Annotated in this window: 19 protein-coding genes; 10 read left to right on the top strand and 9 right to left on the bottom strand. The window is 66.3% G+C overall.

Features of this window, described 5'->3' with window-relative positions:
* Positions 1-285 (top strand): DUF6587 family protein, encoded by a 285-nt coding sequence (locus ASC94_RS05905; RefSeq protein ID WP_056392271.1) that lies wholly within the window; start codon positions 1-3, stop codon positions 283-285.
* 157 nt (positions 286-442) lie between these two features.
* Here ASC94_RS05905 and ASC94_RS05900 read toward each other — a convergent pair whose 3' ends face one another.
* Entirely contained in the window at positions 443-2,047 is a 1,605-nt protein-coding gene (locus tag ASC94_RS05900; protein ID WP_056392269.1) for an FMN-binding glutamate synthase family protein, read from the bottom strand.
* 116 nt (positions 2,048-2,163) lie between these two features.
* On the bottom strand, positions 2,164-4,539 hold the full coding sequence (locus ASC94_RS05895) for a catecholate siderophore receptor Fiu (protein WP_056392267.1): 2,376 nt from the start codon (positions 4,537-4,539) through the stop codon (positions 2,164-2,166).
* A 191-nt stretch (positions 4,540-4,730) separates the two neighbouring features.
* Between ASC94_RS05895 and ASC94_RS05890 the strand changes: the two genes are divergently transcribed.
* From ASC94_RS05890 to ASC94_RS05875, 4 genes are all read left to right on the top strand, one after another.
* Positions 4,731-5,402 (top strand): glutathione S-transferase, encoded by a 672-nt coding sequence (locus tag ASC94_RS05890; protein ID WP_056392265.1) that lies wholly within the window; start codon positions 4,731-4,733, stop codon positions 5,400-5,402.
* Positions 5,403-5,555: 153 nt separating this feature from the next.
* Positions 5,556-5,741, top strand: a complete 186-nt coding sequence (locus ASC94_RS05885) for a hypothetical protein (RefSeq protein WP_056392263.1) — start codon at positions 5,556-5,558, stop codon at positions 5,739-5,741.
* Between the two features lie 50 nt (positions 5,742-5,791).
* Positions 5,792-6,568, top strand: a complete 777-nt coding sequence (locus ASC94_RS05880) for a 5'-3' exonuclease (protein WP_056392261.1) — start codon at positions 5,792-5,794, stop codon at positions 6,566-6,568.
* Positions 6,569-6,593: 25 nt separating this feature from the next.
* Positions 6,594-7,007 (top strand): response regulator, encoded by a 414-nt coding sequence (locus ASC94_RS05875; RefSeq protein ID WP_056392259.1) that lies wholly within the window; start codon positions 6,594-6,596, stop codon positions 7,005-7,007.
* Between the two features lie 63 nt (positions 7,008-7,070).
* On the opposite strand, the gene mnmA is transcribed toward ASC94_RS05875, so the two are convergent.
* On the bottom strand, positions 7,071-8,177 hold the full coding sequence (gene mnmA, locus ASC94_RS05870; RefSeq protein ID WP_056392257.1) for a tRNA 2-thiouridine(34) synthase MnmA: 1,107 nt from the start codon (positions 8,175-8,177) through the stop codon (positions 7,071-7,073).
* A gap of 43 nt (positions 8,178-8,220) precedes the next feature.
* Complete coding sequence (locus tag ASC94_RS05865; protein WP_056392255.1) at positions 8,221-8,703, bottom strand: NUDIX hydrolase; 483 nt, start codon at positions 8,701-8,703, stop codon at positions 8,221-8,223.
* 300 nt (positions 8,704-9,003) lie between these two features.
* On the opposite strand from ASC94_RS05865, the gene ASC94_RS05860 reads away from it, so the two are divergent.
* From ASC94_RS05860 to ASC94_RS05850, 3 genes are read left to right on the top strand one after another with little or no spacing between them, the layout of a single operon-like run.
* On the top strand, positions 9,004-10,116 hold the full coding sequence (locus tag ASC94_RS05860) for a Re/Si-specific NAD(P)(+) transhydrogenase subunit alpha (RefSeq protein ID WP_056392253.1): 1,113 nt from the start codon (positions 9,004-9,006) through the stop codon (positions 10,114-10,116).
* A gap of 11 nt (positions 10,117-10,127) precedes the next feature.
* Positions 10,128-10,457: an NAD(P) transhydrogenase subunit alpha gene (locus tag ASC94_RS05855; protein ID WP_056392251.1), complete on the top strand. Its 330-nt coding sequence runs from the start codon at positions 10,128-10,130 to the stop codon at positions 10,455-10,457.
* Positions 10,454-11,926 carry an NAD(P)(+) transhydrogenase (Re/Si-specific) subunit beta gene (locus ASC94_RS05850; RefSeq protein WP_056392249.1) on the top strand — a complete coding sequence of 491 codons (1,473 nt, stop codon included), beginning with the start codon at positions 10,454-10,456 and terminating at the stop codon, positions 11,924-11,926. Before ASC94_RS05855 ends, ASC94_RS05850 begins: the two co-directional genes overlap by 4 nt.
* A 57-nt stretch (positions 11,927-11,983) precedes the next feature.
* Here the strand turns inward: ASC94_RS05850 and ASC94_RS05845 are convergent, their stop codons facing one another.
* From ASC94_RS05845 to ASC94_RS05825, 5 genes are read right to left on the bottom strand one after another with little or no spacing between them, the layout of a single operon-like run.
* On the bottom strand, positions 11,984-12,967 hold the full coding sequence (locus tag ASC94_RS05845; protein ID WP_056392247.1) for a TIGR02285 family protein: 984 nt from the start codon (positions 12,965-12,967) through the stop codon (positions 11,984-11,986).
* Between the two features lie 38 nt (positions 12,968-13,005).
* Positions 13,006-14,241 carry a UbiH/UbiF/VisC/COQ6 family ubiquinone biosynthesis hydroxylase gene (locus ASC94_RS05840; protein ID WP_267875088.1) on the bottom strand — a complete coding sequence of 412 codons (1,236 nt, stop codon included), beginning with the start codon at positions 14,239-14,241 and terminating at the stop codon, positions 13,006-13,008.
* Positions 14,238-15,587 (bottom strand): Xaa-Pro aminopeptidase, encoded by a 1,350-nt coding sequence (gene pepP, locus ASC94_RS05835; protein WP_056392245.1) that lies wholly within the window; start codon positions 15,585-15,587, stop codon positions 14,238-14,240. The genes ASC94_RS05840 and pepP overlap by 4 nt, the downstream gene beginning before the upstream one ends.
* On the bottom strand, positions 15,584-16,294 hold the full coding sequence (murU, locus tag ASC94_RS05830; RefSeq protein ID WP_082616279.1) for an N-acetylmuramate alpha-1-phosphate uridylyltransferase MurU: 711 nt from the start codon (positions 16,292-16,294) through the stop codon (positions 15,584-15,586). Before murU ends, pepP begins: the two co-directional genes overlap by 4 nt.
* Positions 16,295-16,304: 10 nt before the next feature.
* Positions 16,305-17,381 (bottom strand): aminoglycoside phosphotransferase family protein, encoded by a 1,077-nt coding sequence (locus ASC94_RS05825; protein ID WP_056392239.1) that lies wholly within the window; start codon positions 17,379-17,381, stop codon positions 16,305-16,307.
* A gap of 100 nt (positions 17,382-17,481) precedes the next feature.
* On the opposite strand from ASC94_RS05825, the gene ASC94_RS05820 reads away from it, so the two are divergent.
* Positions 17,482-19,725, top strand: a complete 2,244-nt coding sequence (locus tag ASC94_RS05820) for an LPS-assembly protein LptD (protein WP_056392238.1) — start codon at positions 17,482-17,484, stop codon at positions 19,723-19,725.
* 57 nt (positions 19,726-19,782) lie between these two features.
* Positions 19,783-21,186, top strand: a complete 1,404-nt coding sequence (locus ASC94_RS05815) for a peptidylprolyl isomerase (protein ID WP_082616277.1) — start codon at positions 19,783-19,785, stop codon at positions 21,184-21,186.
* The last annotated feature ends 2 nt before the right edge of the window (positions 21,187-21,188 follow it).

Here is a 21,188-nt window from a genome sequence, read left to right as displayed (position 1 = left end):
ATGTGGCAGCAGATCATTGTCGGCCTGATTGTCGCAGCGGCGCTGCTGCACGCCAGCACCAAGTACCTGCCGGCGGCCTGGCGCCGGCGCATCGTCTACGCGCTGGCGCGGCGCGGCCTCGACGAAGACATGCTGGCCAGATTCTTCAAGGTGCAGGACAGCTGCGGCTCGGGCTGCGGTTCGTGCGGCAGCTGCGATACAGGCAGTAGCGGCAAGGACAGCGCCGCCCCGCCGCCATCCCCGCCGGCCTCCCGCCGCGTTATCAAGCTGCACGTCCAGCGCTGACATCGGCGGGTTACGTGCTGCGCACTAACCCGCCCTACGGCCCCGTCCATGGTATTGGCGGGTTACGCGCTGCGCGCTAACCCGCCCTACGGGCGCGTCCATGGTTCCGTAGGGCGGGTTAGGTGCGCAGCACCGTAACCCGCCGCTGCGCCGCCACTTACTGCAGCGGGTGGAAGGACTCGGCCTGCGCGACGGGCCAGTAGAGGCCGAACACCGGCGGCAGCTTGGACAGCAGGCTGGGGTCGAGCAGCTGGCCGGGTTCGAGGTAGGGCAGCAGCGCCGACGCGAGCTTGACCTGGTTGGGCGAGATGCGCCGCACGATGTGGTGCGGCTTGAGCTGCGACGGATGCGTCAGCCCGGCGGCGGCAATCAGCTCGGCCAGCGCCTTCATGGTGTTCTGGTGGAAGTGCGCCACCCGCTGCGTCTTGTCCGGCACCACCAGGGCGCGCTGGCGCAGCTTGTCCTGCGTGGCCACGCCGGTCGGGCAGTGGTCGGTGTGGCAGCTCTGGCTCTGGATGCAGCCCAGCGCGAACATGAAGCCGCGCGCGGAGTTGCACCAGTCGGCCCCCAGCGCCAAGGTGCGCGCAATGTCGAAGGCGGTGATGATCTTGCCCGAGGCGCCGATCTTGATGCGCTCGCGCAGGCCCGCCCCCACCAGCGTGTTGTGCACCAGCAGCAGCGCTTCCTGCAGCGGCGTGCCGACGTGGTCGGTAAACTCCAGCGGCGCCGCGCCGGTGCCGCCTTCGCTGCCGTCCACCACGATGAAGTCCGGCGTGATGCCGCTGGCCAGCATGGCCTTGACGATGCCGAAAAACTCCCAGGGGTGGCCGATGGCCAGCTTGAAGCCGGTCGGCTTGCCGCCGGATAGCTTGCGCAGCCGCTCGATGAAGGCCAGCATTTCCAGCGGCGTGGAGAAGGCCGAGTGGTTGGCCGGCGAGATGCAGTCCACGCCTTCCATCACGCCGCGCGTGGCGGCGATCTCCGCGCTCACCTTGGGCCCGGGCAGCACGCCGCCATGGCCCGGCTTGGCGCCCTGCGACAGCTTCAGTTCTATCATCTTGACCTGCGGCGTGCAGGCGTTGGCCACGAAATTCTGCTCCGAGAAGCTGCCGTCCTCATTGCGGCAGCCGAAGTAGCCGGAGCCGATCTCCCAGACCAGGTCGCCGCCGTTCTCGCGGTGGTAGGGGCTGATGCTGCCTTCGCCGGTGTCGTGCATGAAGCCGCCGATGCGCGCGCCGCCGTTCAGCGCCAGGATGGCGTTGGCCGACAGCGAACCGAAGCTCATGGCCGAGACGTTGAACACGCTGGCCTTGTAGGGCTGGGCGCGCGGGCAGTCCGGGTGGTTGCCGATCTCGATGCGGAAGTCGTGGCCGTTCACCGGCAGCGGCTGGATCGAGTGGTTGATCCATTCGTAGCCGGCCTGGTAGACGTCGAGCTGGGTGCCGAAGGGGCGCTTGTCGGTGTCGAGCTTGGCGCGCTGGTAGACGATGCTGCGCTGGTTGCGCGAGAACGGCGCGGCCGACTGGTCGTCCTCCAGCAGGTACTGCCGGATCTCGGGCCGGATGGCCTCGAACATGAAGCGGAAGTGCGCCAGGATGGGGTAGTTGCGCCGCAGCGCGCGCTTGGTCTGCAGCACGTCGGCGATGCCGACCGCGGTCAGCGCGGCCGCCGCCGCCGGCACCCACAGCGGCGCGCCCACGGCCAGCGACAGCGGCAGGGCGGCGGCAGCGCCGGCGAATGCGGAATAACGCAGCATGGTCATGGACGCTCCTGTTTCGGTACGGTGGGCCGATTGTAGGGGCGAAGCAAAAAAAACGCCACCGTTAGCGGTGGCGTTGGGGCGGAGGCCGGCGCAGGCAGCGCCGGGCTGCGCTGCGCTTAGAAGCGGATATTGGCGGTCAGGCTGGCCGAGCGCGGGGTGCTCGGGGTGTAGCGGTAGCCGGACTTGTTGATCGCCGCGACATAGCTTTCGTCGGTGATGTTGTTGATGTTCAGCTGCAGGTCCACGTTCTTGTTGATGCTGTAGGCGGCCATGGCATTGGCGACCCAGTAGCCTTCCACGAAGGCGGGGGTGCCGACCGCGCCGTCCGAGCCGCGCAGCATGTCGCCGGAGTAGCGCAGGCCGCCGCCGATCTTCAGGCCCATCGGCAGGGTGTACGAGGTCCACGCGGTGAACGAATCTTTCGGCGTGTAGGTGAGCTGGTTCTCGCCGCTGGCGCTGATGGTCTTGCCGGACAGGACTTCGGTTTTCATGTGGGCGTAGCCTGCGCTGACCAGCCAGCCGCGGGCGATCTCGCCGGTGACGCCGATTTCAATGCCTTCCACGCGCTTTTTGCCGGTCTGGTAGTACTTGGTCGAATCGGTAGCGTCCTGCTCCACTTCGTTTTTCACGGTGGTGCGGTAGATGGCGCCGGTCAGGGCCAGCTTCTGCTTGAGCAGGTCCCACTTGCCGCCGATTTCCTGGGTGGTGGTTTCCTGCGGGTCGAACTTCGGATTGGCCGCGCTGCTGGCGCTGGTGGACAGGGCGAAGTTGTTGCCGCCCGGCGGCTGCTTGGAGGTGGCCACGGTGGCGTACACGCTGCTGTCGGCGGTCGGCTTGTACAGCGCCGACAGTTTGCCGTTGACCAGGGTGTCGGACACGCTCAGGTTGGTCGGCACCAGGGTGCCCACCGGCAGGGTGGGATTCGAGGTCGCGGTCGACAGCGCCACGGCGTTGTAGGTGGTGCGGTAGTGGTCGGCGCGGACGCCGCCGCTGAACATCCAGCGCTCGCCCAGCTTGGCGGTGTCGAACAGGTACAGGCTCTGGGTGTTGGTGCTGCCGTCGCTGAAGGCGCCGTTGCGGACGGGGTTCAGGCCGGTGAGCGCCGCCGACGGGTCCGGTGCGTACAGCGGGGTGTCGGCCAGGGTGCCCAGGCTGGCGGCCAGGTAGCTATAGCTGAGCTGCTTCTCGTTGGTGAACTCCAGGCCGGCCACGGCGGTGTGCTTCATGCCGGCGGCGTCGAATTCAGCGGTCAGGTTGGTCTGGTTGGTCAGGATTTCGTTGCGCTGGTCCTTGATGGTGCGGGTATTGCGCTTGAGCATCCACTGCGAGGCAGGCAGCACCGCGCCGGCCGGGGTTTCGGTGATCAGGTTGCCGAGCGCGCCGGTGGTGGCGTTCAGGCCGGTCACCATGAAGGCGGTCAGCAGGTAGTCCTGCTTGGTCTTGCCGAAGCGCGAGGTGTTCTGCAGCTTCAGCACCGGCGAGAAGTCGTGGTCCACGCGCACGGTGGCCATGTCGGCTTTTACCTTGTCGTAGTCGCTGGTCGAACCGTAGAAGCCTTCCGGGTCCACCATGGCGGCGCTGTTCAGGTACAGGCGGCGCTTGGCCGGGTCCTTGTAGTTCGAGTCCGGGCTGCTGTAGCCGGGCAGGCCGATGGTGGGCACGCCGCCGTCGGGGATGTTGTCCTGGTCCACGTGCAGATAGCTCAGGGTCAGGCGGGTCGGGCTGCCCAGGCCGAAGGACACGGTGGGGGCAATGGCCCAGCGCTTGTTCTTGATCACATCGCGGCCCGGCTTGCCGCTGTCCTGGGCCAGCGCGTTGAAGCGGAAGGCCACGCCTTTTTCCGCGCTCAGCACCTGGTTCACGTCCACCGTGCCGCGCTTCTGCTTGGCGCTGCCCACGGTGACGCGGCCGGAATAGGCGTCCTGCATCTGGGCTTGCTTGGAGGTCAGGTTGACCGAGCCGGTCGGCGAGCCGCGGCCGCTGTCGGTGCCGGCCGGGCCCTTCAGGATGTCGATCTGCTCGACGTTGAAGGTGTCGCGCGAGATGGAACCCATGTCGCGCACGCCGTCCACGTAGATGCTGCTGGAGGCGTCGAAGCCGCGCATGAAGATGGCGTCGCCGGTGTTGGTGTTGCCGTTCTCGCCCAGGAAGAAGGCGCCCACGCCCGGGGTGTTGGCCAGCGCCTCGGTCAGGGTGACGGCGCCCTGCTGTTCGATCAGTTCGCGCTTGATGACGGTGATGGTCTGCGGCGTGTTGACCAGCAGTTCCGTGTACTTGCCGGACGCGGCGTGGTCGGCCTTGAATTCGTTCTCTTTGGCACCCGCAACGCGCACTTCCTGCACCTCGCCCATCGGGGCGGCGGCGCTGCTGCCGGCGGCGGCAGCCTCGGCTCCATGGGCCGCGGTGGCAGCCAGCGGCAGCAGCATGGCGGCCAGGAGCGTGTTCATCGGAGTGACGGCTGGAGTTGCGTGTTTGCGGCTTTTGATTGCCATGTCGTGTCTTCTCGGTAAAAGTTTGTAAAGATCAACGGGATGATAGCAATTGCAAGTCACTATGTAAACGAGAATTGTTATCATTCCCATTCACTAATGCGCCACTAGAGCGATAGTTCCAGCCGAAACGTGGCGGGAATGCTAAGCTGGCGGATTGCGGGCCGCGTCCCGCGCACTATGAGGAAAGCGCCATGATCGTGGTCCACCATCTGAACAATTCGCGTTCGCAGCGCGTGCTGTGGCTGCTTGAAGAGTTGGGCCTGGAGTACGACATCGTGCGCTACCAGCGCGACCCCAAGACCATGCTGGCGCCGCCGTCGCTGCGCGCCATCCACCCGCTGGGCAAGTCGCCCGTCATCACCGACGGCGACGCCACGGTGGCCGAGTCGGGCGCCATCATCGAATACCTGGTGGAGAAGTACGGCAACGGCCGCCTGGTGCCGCCGGCCGGCACGGCCGAGAAGCGCCGCTGGACCTATTTCCTGCACTACGCCGAGGGCTCGGCCATGGCGCCGCTGCTGATGAAATTGGTGTTCGACCGGGTGGAAAGCAGCCCGGCGCCGTTCTTCGTCAAGCCCATCGCCAAGGCCATCGCGGCCAAGGTCAAGGGCAGCTACATCCTGCCGCAGATCGAGCAGCACCTGGATTACCTGGAGGGCGAGCTGGGCAAGAGCCCATGGTTTGCCGGCGCCGAGTTCAGCGCGGCCGACGTGCAGATGAGTTTCCCGCTCGAAGCCGCCGCCGCGCGCGGCGGCCTGGCGCGCAGCCGGCCCAAGCTGATGGCCTTCCTGGAACGCATCCACGCCCGCCCGGCCTACCAGCGCGCCCTGGAAAAAGGCGGCCCGTACGAGCTGCTGCGCTGAACCATGCGCTGACACAAGGGGGATGGCGAGTTCAACGTATAAGCTGGCTTGACCTGCCTATTCGTTGTACTACGCTGAATGAAGATCGGGAGCGCGGTCCAGGCATCCGTGTCATAAGCCTGCGTTTGGCAACCAGAAGAGAGGCGATCGCCTATGTTGAAAATTATTAAGAAGCAACGGGTATTTGTCCTGCCTTCTCTGGAAGAAGACCGGAAGATCACGGCGGCAGCGTTGGCCGATCCGGATGCCCGGCCCATGACGGATGAGCAACTGGCGCAGATGGTTCCGATTGCTAAAGTGCCTGTACTCCTCGAAAACCTGCGCAAGTTGCGTGGGTAGTCTGCAACGGCGCTCGCAGTTACAATGTGGCTTTTGCAACGCAGAGCCCCATGGGTAGACTCCTCGCCATCGACGGCTTGAACATTGTGCGCCGCGTGTATGAAGCCAGCCCCGAACCCGATTCGGACCTCAAGGCTGAGATCGCGCTGCGCCACGCGCTGTCCTCGTTCCGCAACCTGATCACCGACCACCAGCCCACCCACGTGCTGCCGGCCTTCGACTTCGGCGGCGCCACCTGGCGCCACCAGCTCTATGCCGGCTACCGCGAGGGCCGCGCGCCCATGCCCGGCGTGCTGCGCGAGGCGCTGCCGGAGTTCTACCAGCGCCTGGCCGGCTTCGGCCTGCGCGTGGTCAGCCTGCCCGACGTGGAGGCGGACGACGTGATCGGCACCGTGGTGCTGCGCTGGCTGGCCGAGGACAGGGGGGCCGCGGTGGTGGCCACCACCGACAAGGACCTGCATTGCCTGGTTGCCCAGGGTGCGCTGGTGTGGGACCATTTCAAGAGCGAGTGGCACGACCACGCCTGGTGCGAGAAGAAGTGGGGCGTGCCGCCCGAGCAGCTGCCGGACCTGCTGGCGCTGATGGGCGACGCCACCGACAGCATTCCCGGCGTGTCCAAGGTAGGCCTGAAGACCGCCGCCAAGCTGTTGCGCACCTACGGCACCCTGGACGCCATCATGGCCGGCGCCGGCATCCTCAAGGACACGCTGGGCGAAACGTTACGAAAAGAGCGCGAGATGCTGTATCTTTCTCGTCAGCTGGTGCAGTTGAAGACGGATGTGCGGGTCGGCGTGAGCTGGAATATGCTGGCCTGGGAGTCCGCGTGAGAACCAAGAACAAATGGGGTGAGAGATGTTAAAAGCGGTGATAGTCGACACCAGCGCGGTGGCGCGCGGCCTGCTCAATACGGTGCTGCTGGACGGCGGCTACGACGTGGTCGGCCAGGGCCACACCGGCGCCAGCGCCATCGCGCTGATGGTCAAATACCAGCCGCAGATCGTCTGCATCGCGCGCGACGTGTTCGATGCCGACGAGGCCTCCATCGCCGAGCTGCGCAAGAACTGGCCGAAGGCGCTGATCTTCATGGTGTCGAGCGAGTTCGACGCGGCCACCGTGCAGAAGGCGCACGCCATGGGCGTCAACGGCTTCATCGTCAAGCCTTTCAACGGCGGCACGGTGCTCAACACCATCCGCAATACCGTGATCGCCATGGTAAAACGCCAGCAGAAAGCGCTGGCGGATCAGAACGGAGAAGGTACGGCGTAAGCCGTGTGGGCCGTGTGGGCCGTGTAGGGCGGGTTAGCGCGCAGCGCGCAACCCGCCGCACAATCAGAAGGTCGAGCCAGCGATAATCCCGCCGCCCAGGCAGACGTCACCGTCATACAGCACGGCCGACTGGCCCGGCGTGACCGCCCACTGCGCTTCCGGGAAGCCCAGCGAAAACTCAAGCGCGCCGCCGGCCTGCACGTCGCACGGCACGTCGGCCTGGCGGTAGCGGGTCTTGGCCGAGATGCGGCCCGCCTCGGGCGCCGCGCCGGCGATCCAGCTGGCCTGGTCCGCCGTCAGCGCGGACGACAGCAGCCACGGATGGTCGTGGCCCTGCACCACCCACAGCGTGTTGTTCTCGATGTCCTTGCGCGCCACGTACCAGGCGTCGCTGGAGCCGTCGGCGTTCTGGTACGTCTTCACGCCGCCGATGCCGATGCCCTTGCGCTGGCCCAGCGTGTAGAACGACAGGCCCACGTGCTCGCCCACCACCTTGCCGTCCGGCGTCTTCATCGGCCCCGGCTTGTGCTGCAGGTAGCGGCCCAGGAACTCGCGGAAAGGGCGCTCGCCGATAAAGCAGATGCCGGTCGAATCCTTCTTGGCGGCGTTCGGCAGCTGCAGCTTTTCCGCGATCTTGCGCACTTCGGTTTTCGGGATCTCGCCCAGCGGGAACAGGGTCTTCGACAACTGCGCCTGGTTCAGGCGGTGCAGGAAGTAGCTCTGGTCCTTGGTGTGGTCGAAGGCTTTCAGCAGCTCGAAGCGGCCGTGCTCCGTGTTCTGCCGCACGCGCGCGTAATGGCCGGTGGCGATCAGGTCCGCGCCCAGGTGCATGGCGTGGTCGAGGAAGGCCTTGAACTTGATTTCGGCGTTGCACAGCACGTCCGGGTTCGGGGTGCGGCCGGCCTGGTACTCGCGCAGGAACTCGGCGAACACGCGGTCCTTGTATTCGGCGGCGAAGTTGACCGCCTCGATGTCCACGCCCACCACGTCGGCCACGCTGGCCGCGTCGATCCAGTCCTGGCGCGTGGAGCAGTACTCCGAGTCGTCGTCATCTTCCCAGTTCTTCATGAACAGGCCGATCACCTCGTAACCCTGTTCCTTGAGCATCCACGCCGCGACCGAGGAATCCACCCCGCCGGACATGCCGATAACGACTTTTTTCTTACTCATTCTTGATTTCCGTCAAACTTCTTCTAACTTGCCATAAATTCGATCAAACCTCGTCGAACACGGAGACATGTGTATGCAACAGGTCCAGCGGCGCCCGTTTGCCCGCAATATACTCGTCGACGCAGGTGAGCAGCAAAGGGCTGCGGTGGCGGTCGGCGCAGGCCGCGATTTCATCGCGCGTGAGCCACATGGTGCGCAGGATGCCCTCGTCCAGCGCGCGGCCCTCGTGCAGGGCCCCGGCCACGCCGCAGAAGGCGAAGCGCAGGTACTGCACCGGCTCGCCGGTGCGGGCCGAACGGTAGCGCGACATATACATGCCGACCAGGCCGGTGGGCGTGAAATCGTAGGCGGTTTCCTCCAGCACTTCGCGCACCACGGCCTGTTCCAGCGACTCGAACGGATCCAGGTGCCCCGCAGGCTGGTTCAGGCGTATCCCGTCGCTGGTCTCTTCCTCGATCAATAGGAATTTGCCATCGCGTTCGATGACAGCGGCAACGGTTACAGAGGGTCTCCAGGTACGCGGCATGTGTCTCTTCCTTGAAAGAGCCGCCATTTTAGCTTGTTCCGGGGTGTTGCGTTCCGATGTCTACTAAATAGAGGGAAACTTCGATTAAAACCGGTTTGTTGGACTTGTTTTGCACCACGTGAGATATGGCTTTCACGGTATGAAACCGGGGGTATCTTATGCGCGACAGGCTATGGTTGTTGCTCGGCCAAAAAGGTTATCTTTCTTGAAAACCGTGCTATGTTCTCTGGAAGAGCAAGATTTGCAACATTATTTGGCAATATTTAATAGCGAAATTTAATAGCAACTTCTGGAGGCAACATGAGGATAGGCATACCGGCGGAAACGAGGCCTGGGGAAACCCGGGTCGCGGCCACGCCAGAGACAGTAAAGAAGCTCGCTGCCAAGCATCAGATCATCGTCCAGTCCGGGGCCGGCGTATCGGCTTCCGTGACCGACGAGGCCTATGCGGCGGCCGGCGCCACCATCGGCACCGCGGCGGACGCCTACGGCGCCGAGGTGGTGCTGAAGGTGCGCGCCCCGAGCGCGGAGGAACGGGTGCTGATGAAACCGGGCACGGTGTTGATCGGCATGCTCAATCCCTTCGACGCGGAGAACATCACCGCCATGGCGGCGGCCGGGCTGCAAGCCTTCGCGCTGGAGGCGGTGCCGCGCATCACGCGCGCGCAGTCGATGGACGTGCTGTCCTCGCAGGCCAACATCGCCGGCTACAAGGCCGTGCTGGTGGGCGCCAACACCTACCAGCGCTTCATGCCCATGCTGATGACGGCAGCCGGCACCGTGAAAGCGGCGCGCGTGCTGATCATGGGCGTGGGCGTGGCCGGCCTGCAGGCGATTGCGACCGCCAAGCGCCTGGGCGCGGTGATCGAAGCGTCCGACGTGCGCCCGCCGGTGAAGGAGCAGGTGGAATCGCTGGGCGCCAAGTTCATCGACGTGCCTTTCCTCACGGATGAAGAAAAAGAGATCGCGCAGGGCGTGGGCGGCTATGCCCGCTCCATGCCGGCCGACTGGATGAAGCGCCAGGCGGCGCTGGTGCACGAGCGCGCCAAGCAGGCCGACATCGTCATCACCACCGCGCTGATCCCGGGCCGCGCCGCGCCGGTGCTGATTTCGGAAGAGACCGTGAAAGCCATGAAGCCCGGCTCCGTCATCGTCGACCTAGCCGTCAGCCAGGGCGGCAACTGCCCGCTGTCGGAACTGAACAAGACTGTCATCAAGCACGGCGTGCACATCGTCGGCGAGCCGGACCTGGCCTGCCACGTGGCGGCGGATGCGTCCGCGCTGTACGCGCGCAACGTGCTGGACTTCCTCAAACTGATCATCGACAAGGAAGACAAGCTGGTGATCGACCGCGAAGACGAGATCCTGAAGGCCACCCTGGTGTGCGCCGACAATCTGGTCCTGCGCAAATAAGGAGAATAAAAATGGAAGTTAGCCATACCATCATCAATCTCATTATCTTCGTGCTGGCCATCTACGTCGGCTACCACGTGGTCTGGGGCGTCACGCCCGCGCTGCACACGCCGCTGATGGCGGTGACCAACGCGGTCTCGGCCATCATCATCGTCGGCGCCATGCTGGCGGCCGGCCTGACCGAAGGCCTGACCGGCCAGATCGCCGGTACCGTCGCGGTGGCGCTGGCCGCCGTCAACGTGTTCGGCGGCTTCCTGGTCACCCAGCGCATGCTGGAGATGTTCAAGAAGAAGGAACCGAAGGCCAAGCCGGCGGCTGCAATCGAGGGGGGCAAAGCATGAGCTTCATCAGCATGAACCTCGTTACGATGATGTACCTGATCGCCTCGGTGTGCTTCATCCAGGCGCTCAAGGGCTTGTCGTCCCCGGCCAGCGCCCGCAAGGGCAACGCCTTCGGCATGACCGGCATGGCCATCGCGGCCGTTACCACGCTGGCGCTGATCCTCAAACTGCGGGCCGACGCGGCCAGCGCCGGCGCCGGCAACGGCCTGGGCCTCGGCCTGGTGGCGCTGGGCGTGGTGGTGGGCGGCGGCATCGGCGCCTATCTCGCCAAGACCGTCGAGATGACCAAGATGCCGGAGCTGGTCGCGGCCATGCACTCGCTGATCGGCCTGGCCGCAGTCTGCATCGCGGTGGCTGCCGTGTCCGAGCCGCACGCGTTCAATATTGCCCAGGTGGGCGAAGCGCTGCCGAGGGGTAACCGCATCGAACTGTTCATCGGCACCTTCGTCGGCGCCATCACCTTCTCCGGATCGGTGATCGCCTTCGGCAAGCTGGCGGGCAAATACAAGTTCCGCCTGTTCCAGGGCGCGCCGGTGGTGTTCGCGGGCCAGCACATGCTGAACCTGGTGCTGGCCGTGGTGATGGTGGGCCTGGGCCTGGCCTTCGTGTTCGCCGGCGGCGTGGAGCCGGCGTGGACCCCGTTCATCATCATGACCGCCATCGCCTTCGTGCTGGGCGTGCTGATCATCATCCCCATCGGCGGCGCGGACATGCCGGTGGTGGTGTCGATGCTGAACTCCTACTCCGGCTGGGCGGCGGCGGGCATCGGCTTCTCGCTGAACAACGCCATGCTGATCATCGCCGGTTCGCTGGTGGGTTCCTCGGGCGCCATCCTGTCCTACATCATGTGCAAGGCCATGAACCGCTCCTTCTTCAACGTGATCCTGGGCGGCTTCGGCGGCGACGCGGCGGCTGCCTCGTCGGGCGGCGGCGCGCAGCCTGCGCGTCCGGTGAAATCCGGTTCCGCCGACGACGCGGCCTTCATCATGGCCAACGCGGAAACCGTGATCATCGTGCCAGGCTACGGCCTGGCGGTGGCGCGCGCGCAGCACTCGCTGAAAGAGCTGGTCGAAAAGCTGACGCACAAGGGCGTGACCGTGAAGTACGCGATCCATCCGGTGGCAGGCCGCATGCCCGGCCACATGAACGTGCTGCTGGCCGAAGCCGAGGTGCCGTACGACCAGGTGTTCGAGATGGAAGACATCAATGGCGAGTTCGGCCAGACCGACGTGGTGCTGGTGCTGGGCGCGAACGACGTGGTCAACCCCGCCGCCAAGGATCCGAAATCGCCGATCGCCGGCATGCCCATCCTGGAAGCCTACAAAGCCAAGAGCATCATCGTCAACAAGCGCTCCATGGCCTCCGGCTATGCGGGCCTGGACAACGACCTGTTCTACCAGGCCAACACCATGATGGTATTCGGCGACGCCAAGAAGGTCATTGAAGACATGGTCAAAGCCGTCGAATAAAACGGAACGATGTACCGTAGGGCGGGTTAGCGGCGAAGCCGCGTAACCCGCCTTTTTTTATTCGAAGTCCGCAGCAGGGCTGGGCCTGGCGCGCTGCCGCGCAAATTCGGCCATGTCGGCCGCGTAACGCCGGCGCGACGATTCCGTCTGCCAGCTCGACTGCGCCCGCACCAGTGCCGCGGCCCCCTCCGGCGTGCCCAGTATGCGGTCGATGCGGACTATGGCGGCGCGGCCCCATGCCGTGCGCGGGCAGGCAAAGCCGGCGGTGACGGGCGCACCGCTGCCGGCGATGGGCACGGTAGCCAGCGCGGACAGTTCCGGCGTTTGCGCCAGCTCGTAGGCGAAGGCGAAATCATAGTCCAGCGTATAGTCCGTGCGCCCGGCGGCGATCATCCTGAAAATGTTCTTGCCGTAGCTGCCGGTGGCGGTGGTGTGCAGCGCGGAGTGCGCCGGCCGCTGCGCGATGGCCTTGTCCACCAGTGTGCCGTAACTGCGCTTCTCCACCACCAGGCCGCGCAGCGTACGCTGCGCCAGCAGCGCGGCCAGGTTCACTTCGCCGGCACTGTTCAGCGGCACCGAGGCCAGTGCGTCGCGGCGCACGACCAGGCTGGGCGGCGGCAGGCGGTTGGCGTTGCTGAAATAGGCGACGCGCTCACGGTCCGGCGTGCGCAGCGCTGCGGCAAAGCAGGCCTGCTCGCCGCGCGCCAGCATCTCCCAGGTGCGGCTCGCGTTGGCATAGAGGAAGCGGTGCTCCGCTTGCGGCCACCTGGCGACGACGAACTTGACGGCCTGGTCTGCCACGCCCTGGCCCGGCTTGCCGGCAACGGGAATCGAGGCGGGCGCGAAGTCCGGCATCAGCCAGGTCATCACCTCGCCCGCCCGCGCTGATGGCTGAGCAGCCAGCAGCGGCGCCGCGGCCAGCAGCGCCGTGGCCAGCGCGCGCCGGGGCCCTGCAAGGGCGGTGCGGGCTTGGGCGGTGGAAGTTTGCATGGCGCAGGAAGGGGTGGCGGTGGCGGCGGCGGTGGTGGGCGGTGGCTGCAAGCGGATCGCGGCTGGGCAGGTGGCGGCCGGCAGGGGGCTCAGCGCCGGCCGTACATCATCAGCTCGGCCAGCACGCTGCGCGCGGGGCCGAACAGGTCGATGGCGGCCAGCGAAGCGCCCAGCAGGGCTTGCGCGGGCGAGTCGTTGGCGAATACGCGCGCCATGGTGTCGGTCAGGTGCACGGTCACGCTGCGGTCGCTGCGGCGCAGGCTGTCATACTGCGCCAGCATGGCCGGCGTGGCCCCTTGCGCCAGCAGGCGCGCCAGCACGGCGGCGTCGCGCAGGCCCAGGTTCAGGCCCTGGCCTGCCACCGGGTGCAGGGTCTGCGCGGCATTGCCGATGGCGGCCATGCGCGCCGATCCTGCATCGCCGGCCTTGCCGGCGTTCAGGCCGAGCGGGAAGCCGAGGCGGCGCGACACGGCCGTGAAGCTGCCCAGGCGCGTGCCGAAAGCCTCGCCCAGCCGCTGCAGGAAGGCCGCGTCGTCCAGGCCGAGCAGGGCTTGCGCCAGCTCCGGCCGCACGCACCATACCAGCGAATACTCGTCGTCCTGCGGCAGCAGCGCCAACGGCCCCTGTTCCGTGAAGCGTTCGTAGGCGCGGTGCGGCACCGGCGCGCTGCTGCGCACCTGGGCGATGATGGCGGTCTGGCCGTAGTCGCGCTGCATGGACCTGGCCTGCTGTTCGCCGAACAGTCCGCCCTCGGCCTGCACCACGATGGCGGCGGTGAGCGTGCGCGGCTTGCCGTCTTCCTCGATGGTGACGGCAACCAGGTCCGGCTGCTCGTCCAGGCCGGTCACCAGCGCCGGCCGCAGCGCGGCAATGCCGGCGCGCTCGCAGGCGGCGCCCAGCTCCGTCACCAGCGCGCCGTAGCGGCTCACGTAGCCCAGCGCCTCCAGCTTGTGCTCTTCGCGATCTATCATGCTGCGCCCGAATTGGCCGCGGCGCGACACGTGGATCTGGTGGATGGCGGTGGCGGCCACCGGCCAGCAGCCGATGTCTTCCAGCAGCTGTCGGCTGCCGTAGGACAGCGCCAGCGAGCGCGGATCGTTGCTGGCCTGCTGCAGGGTGCGCGCGTCGATCAGCGCGATGCGCTGCGGCGCCACGCCGCGTTTGGCCAGCAGCGCCGCCAGTGCCATGCCGGCCGGCCCCGCGCCGCAGATGGCGATGTCGTAGTCCGGCGCCGGCGCCTCGGCGGCACCGGTGTATGTACTCGTGTAGCTGCGGCTCCGCGTGCCCATGCCGCCCATGCCGTCCATGCCGCCCATGCTGCTCATACCGATGCCGCCTGCCGCATCAGCAGCTCGATCTCGTCCACCGTCTTGGGGGCGGCGGCGCTCAGGACGGTATAGCCCTCGTTGGTCACCAGCACGTCGTCCTCGATGCGGATGCCGATGTTCCAGTATTGCTCAGGCACGTCGTCGCCCGGACGCACGTAGATGCCCGGCTCCACCGTCAGCACCATGCCCGCGTGCAGCAGGCGCGATGGCGTGCCGGCAGTACGCACGTCGCGGTACAGGCCAACGTCGTGCACGTCCATGCCCAGCCAGTGGCCGGTGCCGTGCATATAGAAGCGCGTGTAGGCCTTGGCGGCAATGGCTTCGTCCGCGCTGGCGTATTTGCCCTTGTCCAGCAGGCCCAGGTCCAGCATGCCCTGCGCCAGCACGCGCACGGCGGCGTCGTGCACCGACTGGTAGGGCTGGCCGGGGCGGATCGCCTCCAGCGCGGCGGCCTGCGCCGCCAGTACCAGCTCGTACAGCGTGCGCTGCGGCGCGCTGAAGCGGCCGTTCACCGGATAGGTGCGCGTGATGTCGGAGGCGTAGCCATCGAGTTCGCAGCCGGCGTCGATCAGCACCAGGTCGCCGTCCCTGGTCTGCGCATCGTTGGCGCTGTAGTGCAGCACGCAGGCATTGGCGCCGCTGGCGACGATGGAGTTGTAGGCCGGCGCCTGCGCGCCATTGCGGCGGAACTCGTACAGCAGTTCCGCTTCGATTTCGTATTCGTGCATGCCGGGCCGCGAGGCGCGCATGGCGCGCGCGTGGGCCTGGCCGGAAATGGTGGCTGCGCGCAGCATGATGGCTTGCTCGTCCTCGTCCTTGATCAGGCGCATCTCGTCGATCAGCGGCAGCAGGTTGTGCTGCGTTTCGGGCGCCGTGACGCCGGTGCGGGACTGGGCGCGCACCGCGTCTATCCAGCGCTTGATCTGCGGCTCCAGCAGTGCGTGCTGCACGGCGCGGCCGTGCGGCGCGTACAGCGTGGGCACGTTGGCCAGCAGGCGCGCCATCTCGGTGTCCAGCGCGGCGACCGGGAAGGCGGCATCGAAACCGAAGGCCTCGCGCGCCGCTTCCGGGCCGTGGCGGTAGCCGTCCCAGATCTCGCGCTCGGCATTCTTCTCGCGGCAGAACAGGATGGCCTGCGCCGGCGTGTCGTGGTGCGGCGCCACCAGCACCAGCACCGCGTCCGGCTCGGTGAAGCCGGTGAGGTAGTAGAAGTGGCTGTCGTGGCGGTAGGGGTAGTCGCTGTCGCTGTTGCGCGGCACTTCGGGCGCGGTGGCCAGCACGGCCACGCTGCCCGGCTCCATCAGCGCCAGCAGGCGCTTGCGGCGCAGGGCGTGGGCGTTCATGGCGCCGCCTTCAGGCCGTTGAGCTCATTGAGCTGGTCCACGGTGCCGACGTTGACCCAGTCGCCTTCATACAGCTCGCCGCCCACCTGGCCCAGGTCCGCGTACTTGCGGATCAAGCTGCCCATGCGGGCGTGCTGGCCCGGTGCAATCCCGTCGAACATCTCGGGCCGGTACACGCCGATGTTCCCGAAGTTCCACAGCGGTTCGCCCTCGTTGGCCACGCTGTACATGTTCAGCGCAAAGTCGCCCTTGGGGTTGTGCCAGGGGTTCTTGGTGAGCCAGATCCAGGCCGCGTCGCGCTTGTCCCTGGGGTAGGGATTGCCCCACATGTCCTTATCGTGCAGCACATCCAAGACCTGCTCGAAATCGAAATACGGGCAGTAGATGTCGGCCGACAGGCACACGAAGGGCTCTTCGCCCAGCAGGTGGCGCGCCTGCGCGATGCCGCCCGCCGTTTCCAGCGGCACCGGCTCCGGCGAGTAGCGGATCTGGGCGCCGAACTGGCTGCCGTCGCCCAGCGCATCCTCGATCATGTGGCCGAGCCAGGAATGGTTGATGACGATCTCCGTGATCCCGGCGCGCACCAGGTTCAGGATGTGCCAGACGATCAGCGGCCGGCCGCGCACCTTCAGCAGCGGCTTGGGACAGTCGTCGGTCAGCGGGCGCATGCGTTCGCCGCGTCCGGCTGCCAGTATCATGGCTTTCATGGCGCCGTCCTCAGAAGGTGTAGCCGACTTGGGGCTGTTTGTTTTCCAGCGCGTCCAGCAGGCGCAGCAGCGGTTTCAGGTCCTTGTAGCGGCCGGCCGTCTTGCGCACGTATTCCAGCACCGTCGGCAGGTCGCCCAGGTACAGCGGCTTGCCGTCGCGGTAGTTCAGGCGGCAGAAGATGCCGAGGATTTTCAGGTGGCGCTGCAGCGCCATGTACTCGAAGTCCTTGTAGAAGGAATCGATGTCCTTGTTGACCGGCAGGCCTTCCGCCTTGGCGTGCTGCCAGTAGCGGATGGCCCAGTCCAGCACCAGTTCCTCGTCCCACGAAATATAGGCGTCGCGCAGCAGCGAGGCCACGTCGTAGGTGATGGGGCCGTACACCGCATCCTGGAAGTCCAGGATGCCGGGGTTCTTCTCGTCCATCCACATCAGGTTGCGCGAGTGGAAATCGCGGTGCATGAAGACCTGCTGCTGCGCCAGGCAGTTGGCGATGATGGCGTCGAACACCTTTTGCAGCTCGGCCGCCTGGGCGTCGGTCAGCACCGCGCCCAGGTGCTTGGCGATGTACCATTCCGGGAACAGGTTCAGCTCGCGCAGCATGAAGGCGCGGTCGAATTCGGGCAGCACGCCGGGCTGGCTGGCTTTCTGGATCCTGACCAGCGCTTCCAGCGCCTCGGCGTACATGGTGGAGGCGTTGTCGTGGTCCAGCACCTGCAGGTAGGTGCTGGTGCCCAGGTCTTGCAGCAGCAGCAGGCCGCGCTCGACGTCCTGCGCCACGATGACGGGCACGGACACGCCGGCGGCGCCGAACAGCGCGTCAACCTTGACGAAGGCCGGCACGTTCTCGCGTTCGGGCGGCGCGTCCATTACGATCAGGGTGGCGCCGTGGGCCGCCTGGTGCGCGGGCAGCACGTCGACGCGGAAGTAGCGGCGGAAGCTGGCGTCGGCCGAGGCGGGACGCGCGGAAGCCGGATCGACCAGGTTGAGGGAAACGAGCCAATCTTTCAACAGGATCAGGCGAGCGTCGGCGCCGCCGTCGGTGACGGTGGGAGCGCCGTTGGGTGATGAATTAGACAATAAAGACATGAAACAGCCTGTGGAATCCGGTTGGTGTGAACAATTCCCATATAATAAGGGATTCAACTTAAAAAATCGCCTGGTCTATGGTGTTTCGTCCCTTCATTTCATGAGCCGGTTCTCAGTCCCTCCTAGCCCCCACAGCTGGGCGTTCGCGCTCACAGCCCTCGTCACCGCCACGGCGGTGCCCGGCTACGCCCAGACCGCCCCCAAACGCAGCCACGTGGCGGACCCGGAAGCGCCCACCATCGTCCGCGCCGAGGAATTCGACGGCCGTCCCGACCGTGAGCTGAACCTGGCGCGCGACGTCGAAATCGTGCGCGACAAGACCCGCGTCACCGCCGACACGGCCTGCTTCCGCCAGGTCGAGGACGAGATCGAGGCGCGCGGCGGCGTGAAGATCTGGCGCTACGGCGACTACTACACGGGCGACGAGGTCAAGCTGAACATGGAGTCGGGCAAGGGCTATATGCTCAATCCGACCTACAAGCTGGAACTGAACGCGGCCCAGGGCAAGGCCCAGCGCATCAACTTCCTCAACGAGGACGAGGCGCTGGTCATCGACGGCACCTACAGCACCTGCCAGGGCCCGAACCCGGACTGGTATCTGAAGTCGAGCACCCTGAACCTGGACACCGGGCGCGACGTGGGCGTCGCCGGCAAGACCATCGTCTACTTCAAGGACGTGCCCATCATCGGCACGCCGGCCATGTCGTTCTCGCTCTCGGGCGCGCGCCGCTCCGGCTGGCTGCCGCCGATTCCGGGCTTCGGCTCCAAGGGCCGCGCCGAGCTGACGGTGCCGTACTACTTCAACATCGCGCCCAACCGCGACCTGACCTTGTTCCCGCGCCTGATCGCGCAGCGCGGCATCCAGCTTGGCGCGCACGCGCGCTACATCGGTGAAACCGACGCCGGCAGCTACGCCGGCGACACCTTCATAGAGTATCTGCCGAACGACAAGCTGGCCGACGCCGACCGCTGGATGATCACGTCCAACCACACGCAGGCCATCGCCAAGGACTGGTCCTACGGCTGGAACGTGCGCGCCGCGTCGGACAACAACTACCCGAACGACTTCTCCAAGACCGTGTCCGGCTCGGCCGAGCGCCAGCTGCTGCGCGAGCTGCGCACCGACTACCGCGGCGAATACTGGAGCCTGTCGGCGCGGGTGCAGAAATACCAGGTGCTGCAGGACCCGGCCGCCGTCACCGACCCGAGCCTGTTCGTGTCGCGCCCGTACGACCGCCTGCCGGCCATCAATTTCCACGCGGCGCGCTACGACGTGGCCGGCTTCGACTGGCAGGTGAGCAGCGAGCTGACCAGCTTCTGGCACCCGACCCTGACGCGCGGCAACCGCCTGGTGGCGGTGCCGCAGGTGAGCTACCCCATCATCGGCCCCAGCTACTTCATTACGCCCAAGCTGATGCTGAACGCGGCCGCGTACCAGCTCGATCCGCACGACGGCGCCGATGGCAAGTCGCTCACCCGCGCCGTGCCCACCATGTCGCTCGATTCCGGCCTGGTGTTCGAGCGCGACACCACCCTGTTCGGGCGCGCCGCCACGCAGACGCTGGAGCCGCGCCTGTTCTACGTGAAGACCCCGTACCGCGACCAGAAAGAGTTCCCGAACTTCGACACCGCGGCAGCCACCTTCAATTTCTCGCAGATCTTCAACGAGAACCGCTTCGTCGGCTCGGACCGGGTGGGCGACGCCAACCAGATCACGGCAGCCGTGGTGTCGCGCTTCCTGGAGGCCAGCGGCGCCGAGCGCCTGCGCCTGGCCTTTGGCCAGCGCTTCTACTTCAGCGACCAGCGCGTGCAGCTCAACGCCAGCACGCCCACGCGCGACGCCAAGTCGGACATCCTGCTGGCGGCCACCGGCGTGATTTCCGAGAGCTGGGCCATCGACAGCGCGCTGCAGTACAATCAGTCCGACAGCAAGGTAGTCAGCACCAACCACGCCGTGCGCTGGAGCCCCGGCCCGAAAAAGGTGCTGAACCTGGGCTACCGCTACCTGCGCGACACGGTCAGCAACAAGGACGTGTTCAAGAACCTGGACCTGTCCAGCCAATGGCCGCTGACGGCGCGCTGGTACGGCGTGGGCCGCATCAGCTACTCGCTGCAGGACAAGAAGATCCTGGAAGGCCTGCTGGGCCTGGAATACGCGCACGACTGCTGGGTATTCCGCATGGGCGCGCAGCGCTTCGTGACCACCGCCAAGGAAGCGTCCACGCCGATCTTCTTCCAGCTGGAGCTGAACGGCCTGTCCAAGTTCGGCGTCGGCAATCCGCTGGAAGTGCTGCGCAACAGCATCCCAGGCTACCAACGCCTGAACGAGAGCACCCGCCGCTAACCCGGCTTTATCCATCACCACTGACTCATGAGCGTCACATCTATGCGTAATGCCCGTATGCACCAACTCAAGATCGCAGCCCTGCTGCTGTGCGCCATCACCGCCGGCGGCAACGCCCTGGCGCAGGACGCCAAGCCAGCGGCTGCTTCACCAGCCAAACCGGCTGCCCCGGCCGCTGCCGTGAAAGGCTTCACGCCGCCGGTGCCGGTGGGCCAGACCAACAACACGCCGATCGATTCGATCGCCGTGGTAGTCAATGAAGACGTCATTACCCGCCGCGAGCTGGCCGACCGCGTCAAGACCGTGGTGCAGCGCATGAAGGCGCAGAACGTGCAGCTGCCCGGCGACGCCGACCTGCAGCGCCAGATCCTGGAGCGCATGATCGTCGAACGCGCGCAGCTGCAGCTGGCCAAGGAAATGGGCGTGCGGGTGGACGACAACCAGCTCGACCGCGCCATCGCCCGCATCGCCGAGCAGCAGAAGCTCACCGTGCAGGACATGCGCAACCAGATGGAAAAGGAAGGCATCACTTTTGCCGCCTTCCGCGAAGAGATCCGCGAAGAGATCATCATGCAGCGCCTGCGCGAGCATGAGGTCGATTCCAAGGTGCAGATCTCGGACGCCGAGGTGGACGCCCACCTGGCCGCCGAAGCCGCCATGGCAGCCGAGCAGTACGAAATGAACATCTCGCAGATCATGATCCGCATCCCGGAAAACGCTTCGCCCGAAGTGATCGCGCAGAAGAAGGCGCGCGCCGACGAAGTGATGCGCCAGCTGCGCACCGGCGCCGACTTCGCCAAGATGGCCGCCACCTATTCCGACGCCGGCGACGCGCTCAAAGGCGGCGAAGTGGGCTGGCGCAGCGCCGACCGCCTGCCGCCGCTGTTCGCCGAAGCGCTGGAAAAACTGAAGCCGGGCCAGGTCACGCCGGTGATGAAGAGCGTGGGCGCCTTCCACATCCTCAAGCTGAGCGAGAAGCGCAGCATGGCCGAAGCGCAGGCCGCAGCGGCCGTCACGCAGACCCGCGCGCGCCACATCCTGATCAAGGTCACGCCCACCACCAGCGCCGCCGACGCCAAGCGCAAGCTGCTGGAACTGAAGGAGCGCCTGGACAACAAGGCGGCCAAGTTCGAAGACCTGGCGCGCCTGCAGTCGAACGACACCTCGGCCGCCAAGGGCGGCGACCTGGGCTGGCTGATGCCGGGCGACACGCTGCCGGAATTCGAAGCGGCCATGAATGGGCTGAAGATCGGCGAAGTGAGCGCGCCGGTGGAAACCAGCTTCGGCTACCACCTGATCGAAGTCCTGGAGCGCAAGACCGACGACCTGTCCAAAGAGAAGCAGCGCACCGCCGCCCGCAACGCCATCCGCGAACGCAAGACCGAGGAAGCGGCCGAAGACTGGCAGCGCCAGGTGCGCGACCGCGCCTACGTGGAATACCGCGGCGACGACCTGAAATAACG

Origin of the sequence: Massilia sp. Root418, assembly GCF_001425265.1 — a bacterium.
Taxonomy (GTDB): domain Bacteria; phylum Pseudomonadota; class Gammaproteobacteria; order Burkholderiales; family Burkholderiaceae_D; genus Rugamonas.
The sequence above is the reverse complement of the archived record's forward strand: the minus strand, read 5'-3'. Positions and strand labels throughout refer to the sequence as shown.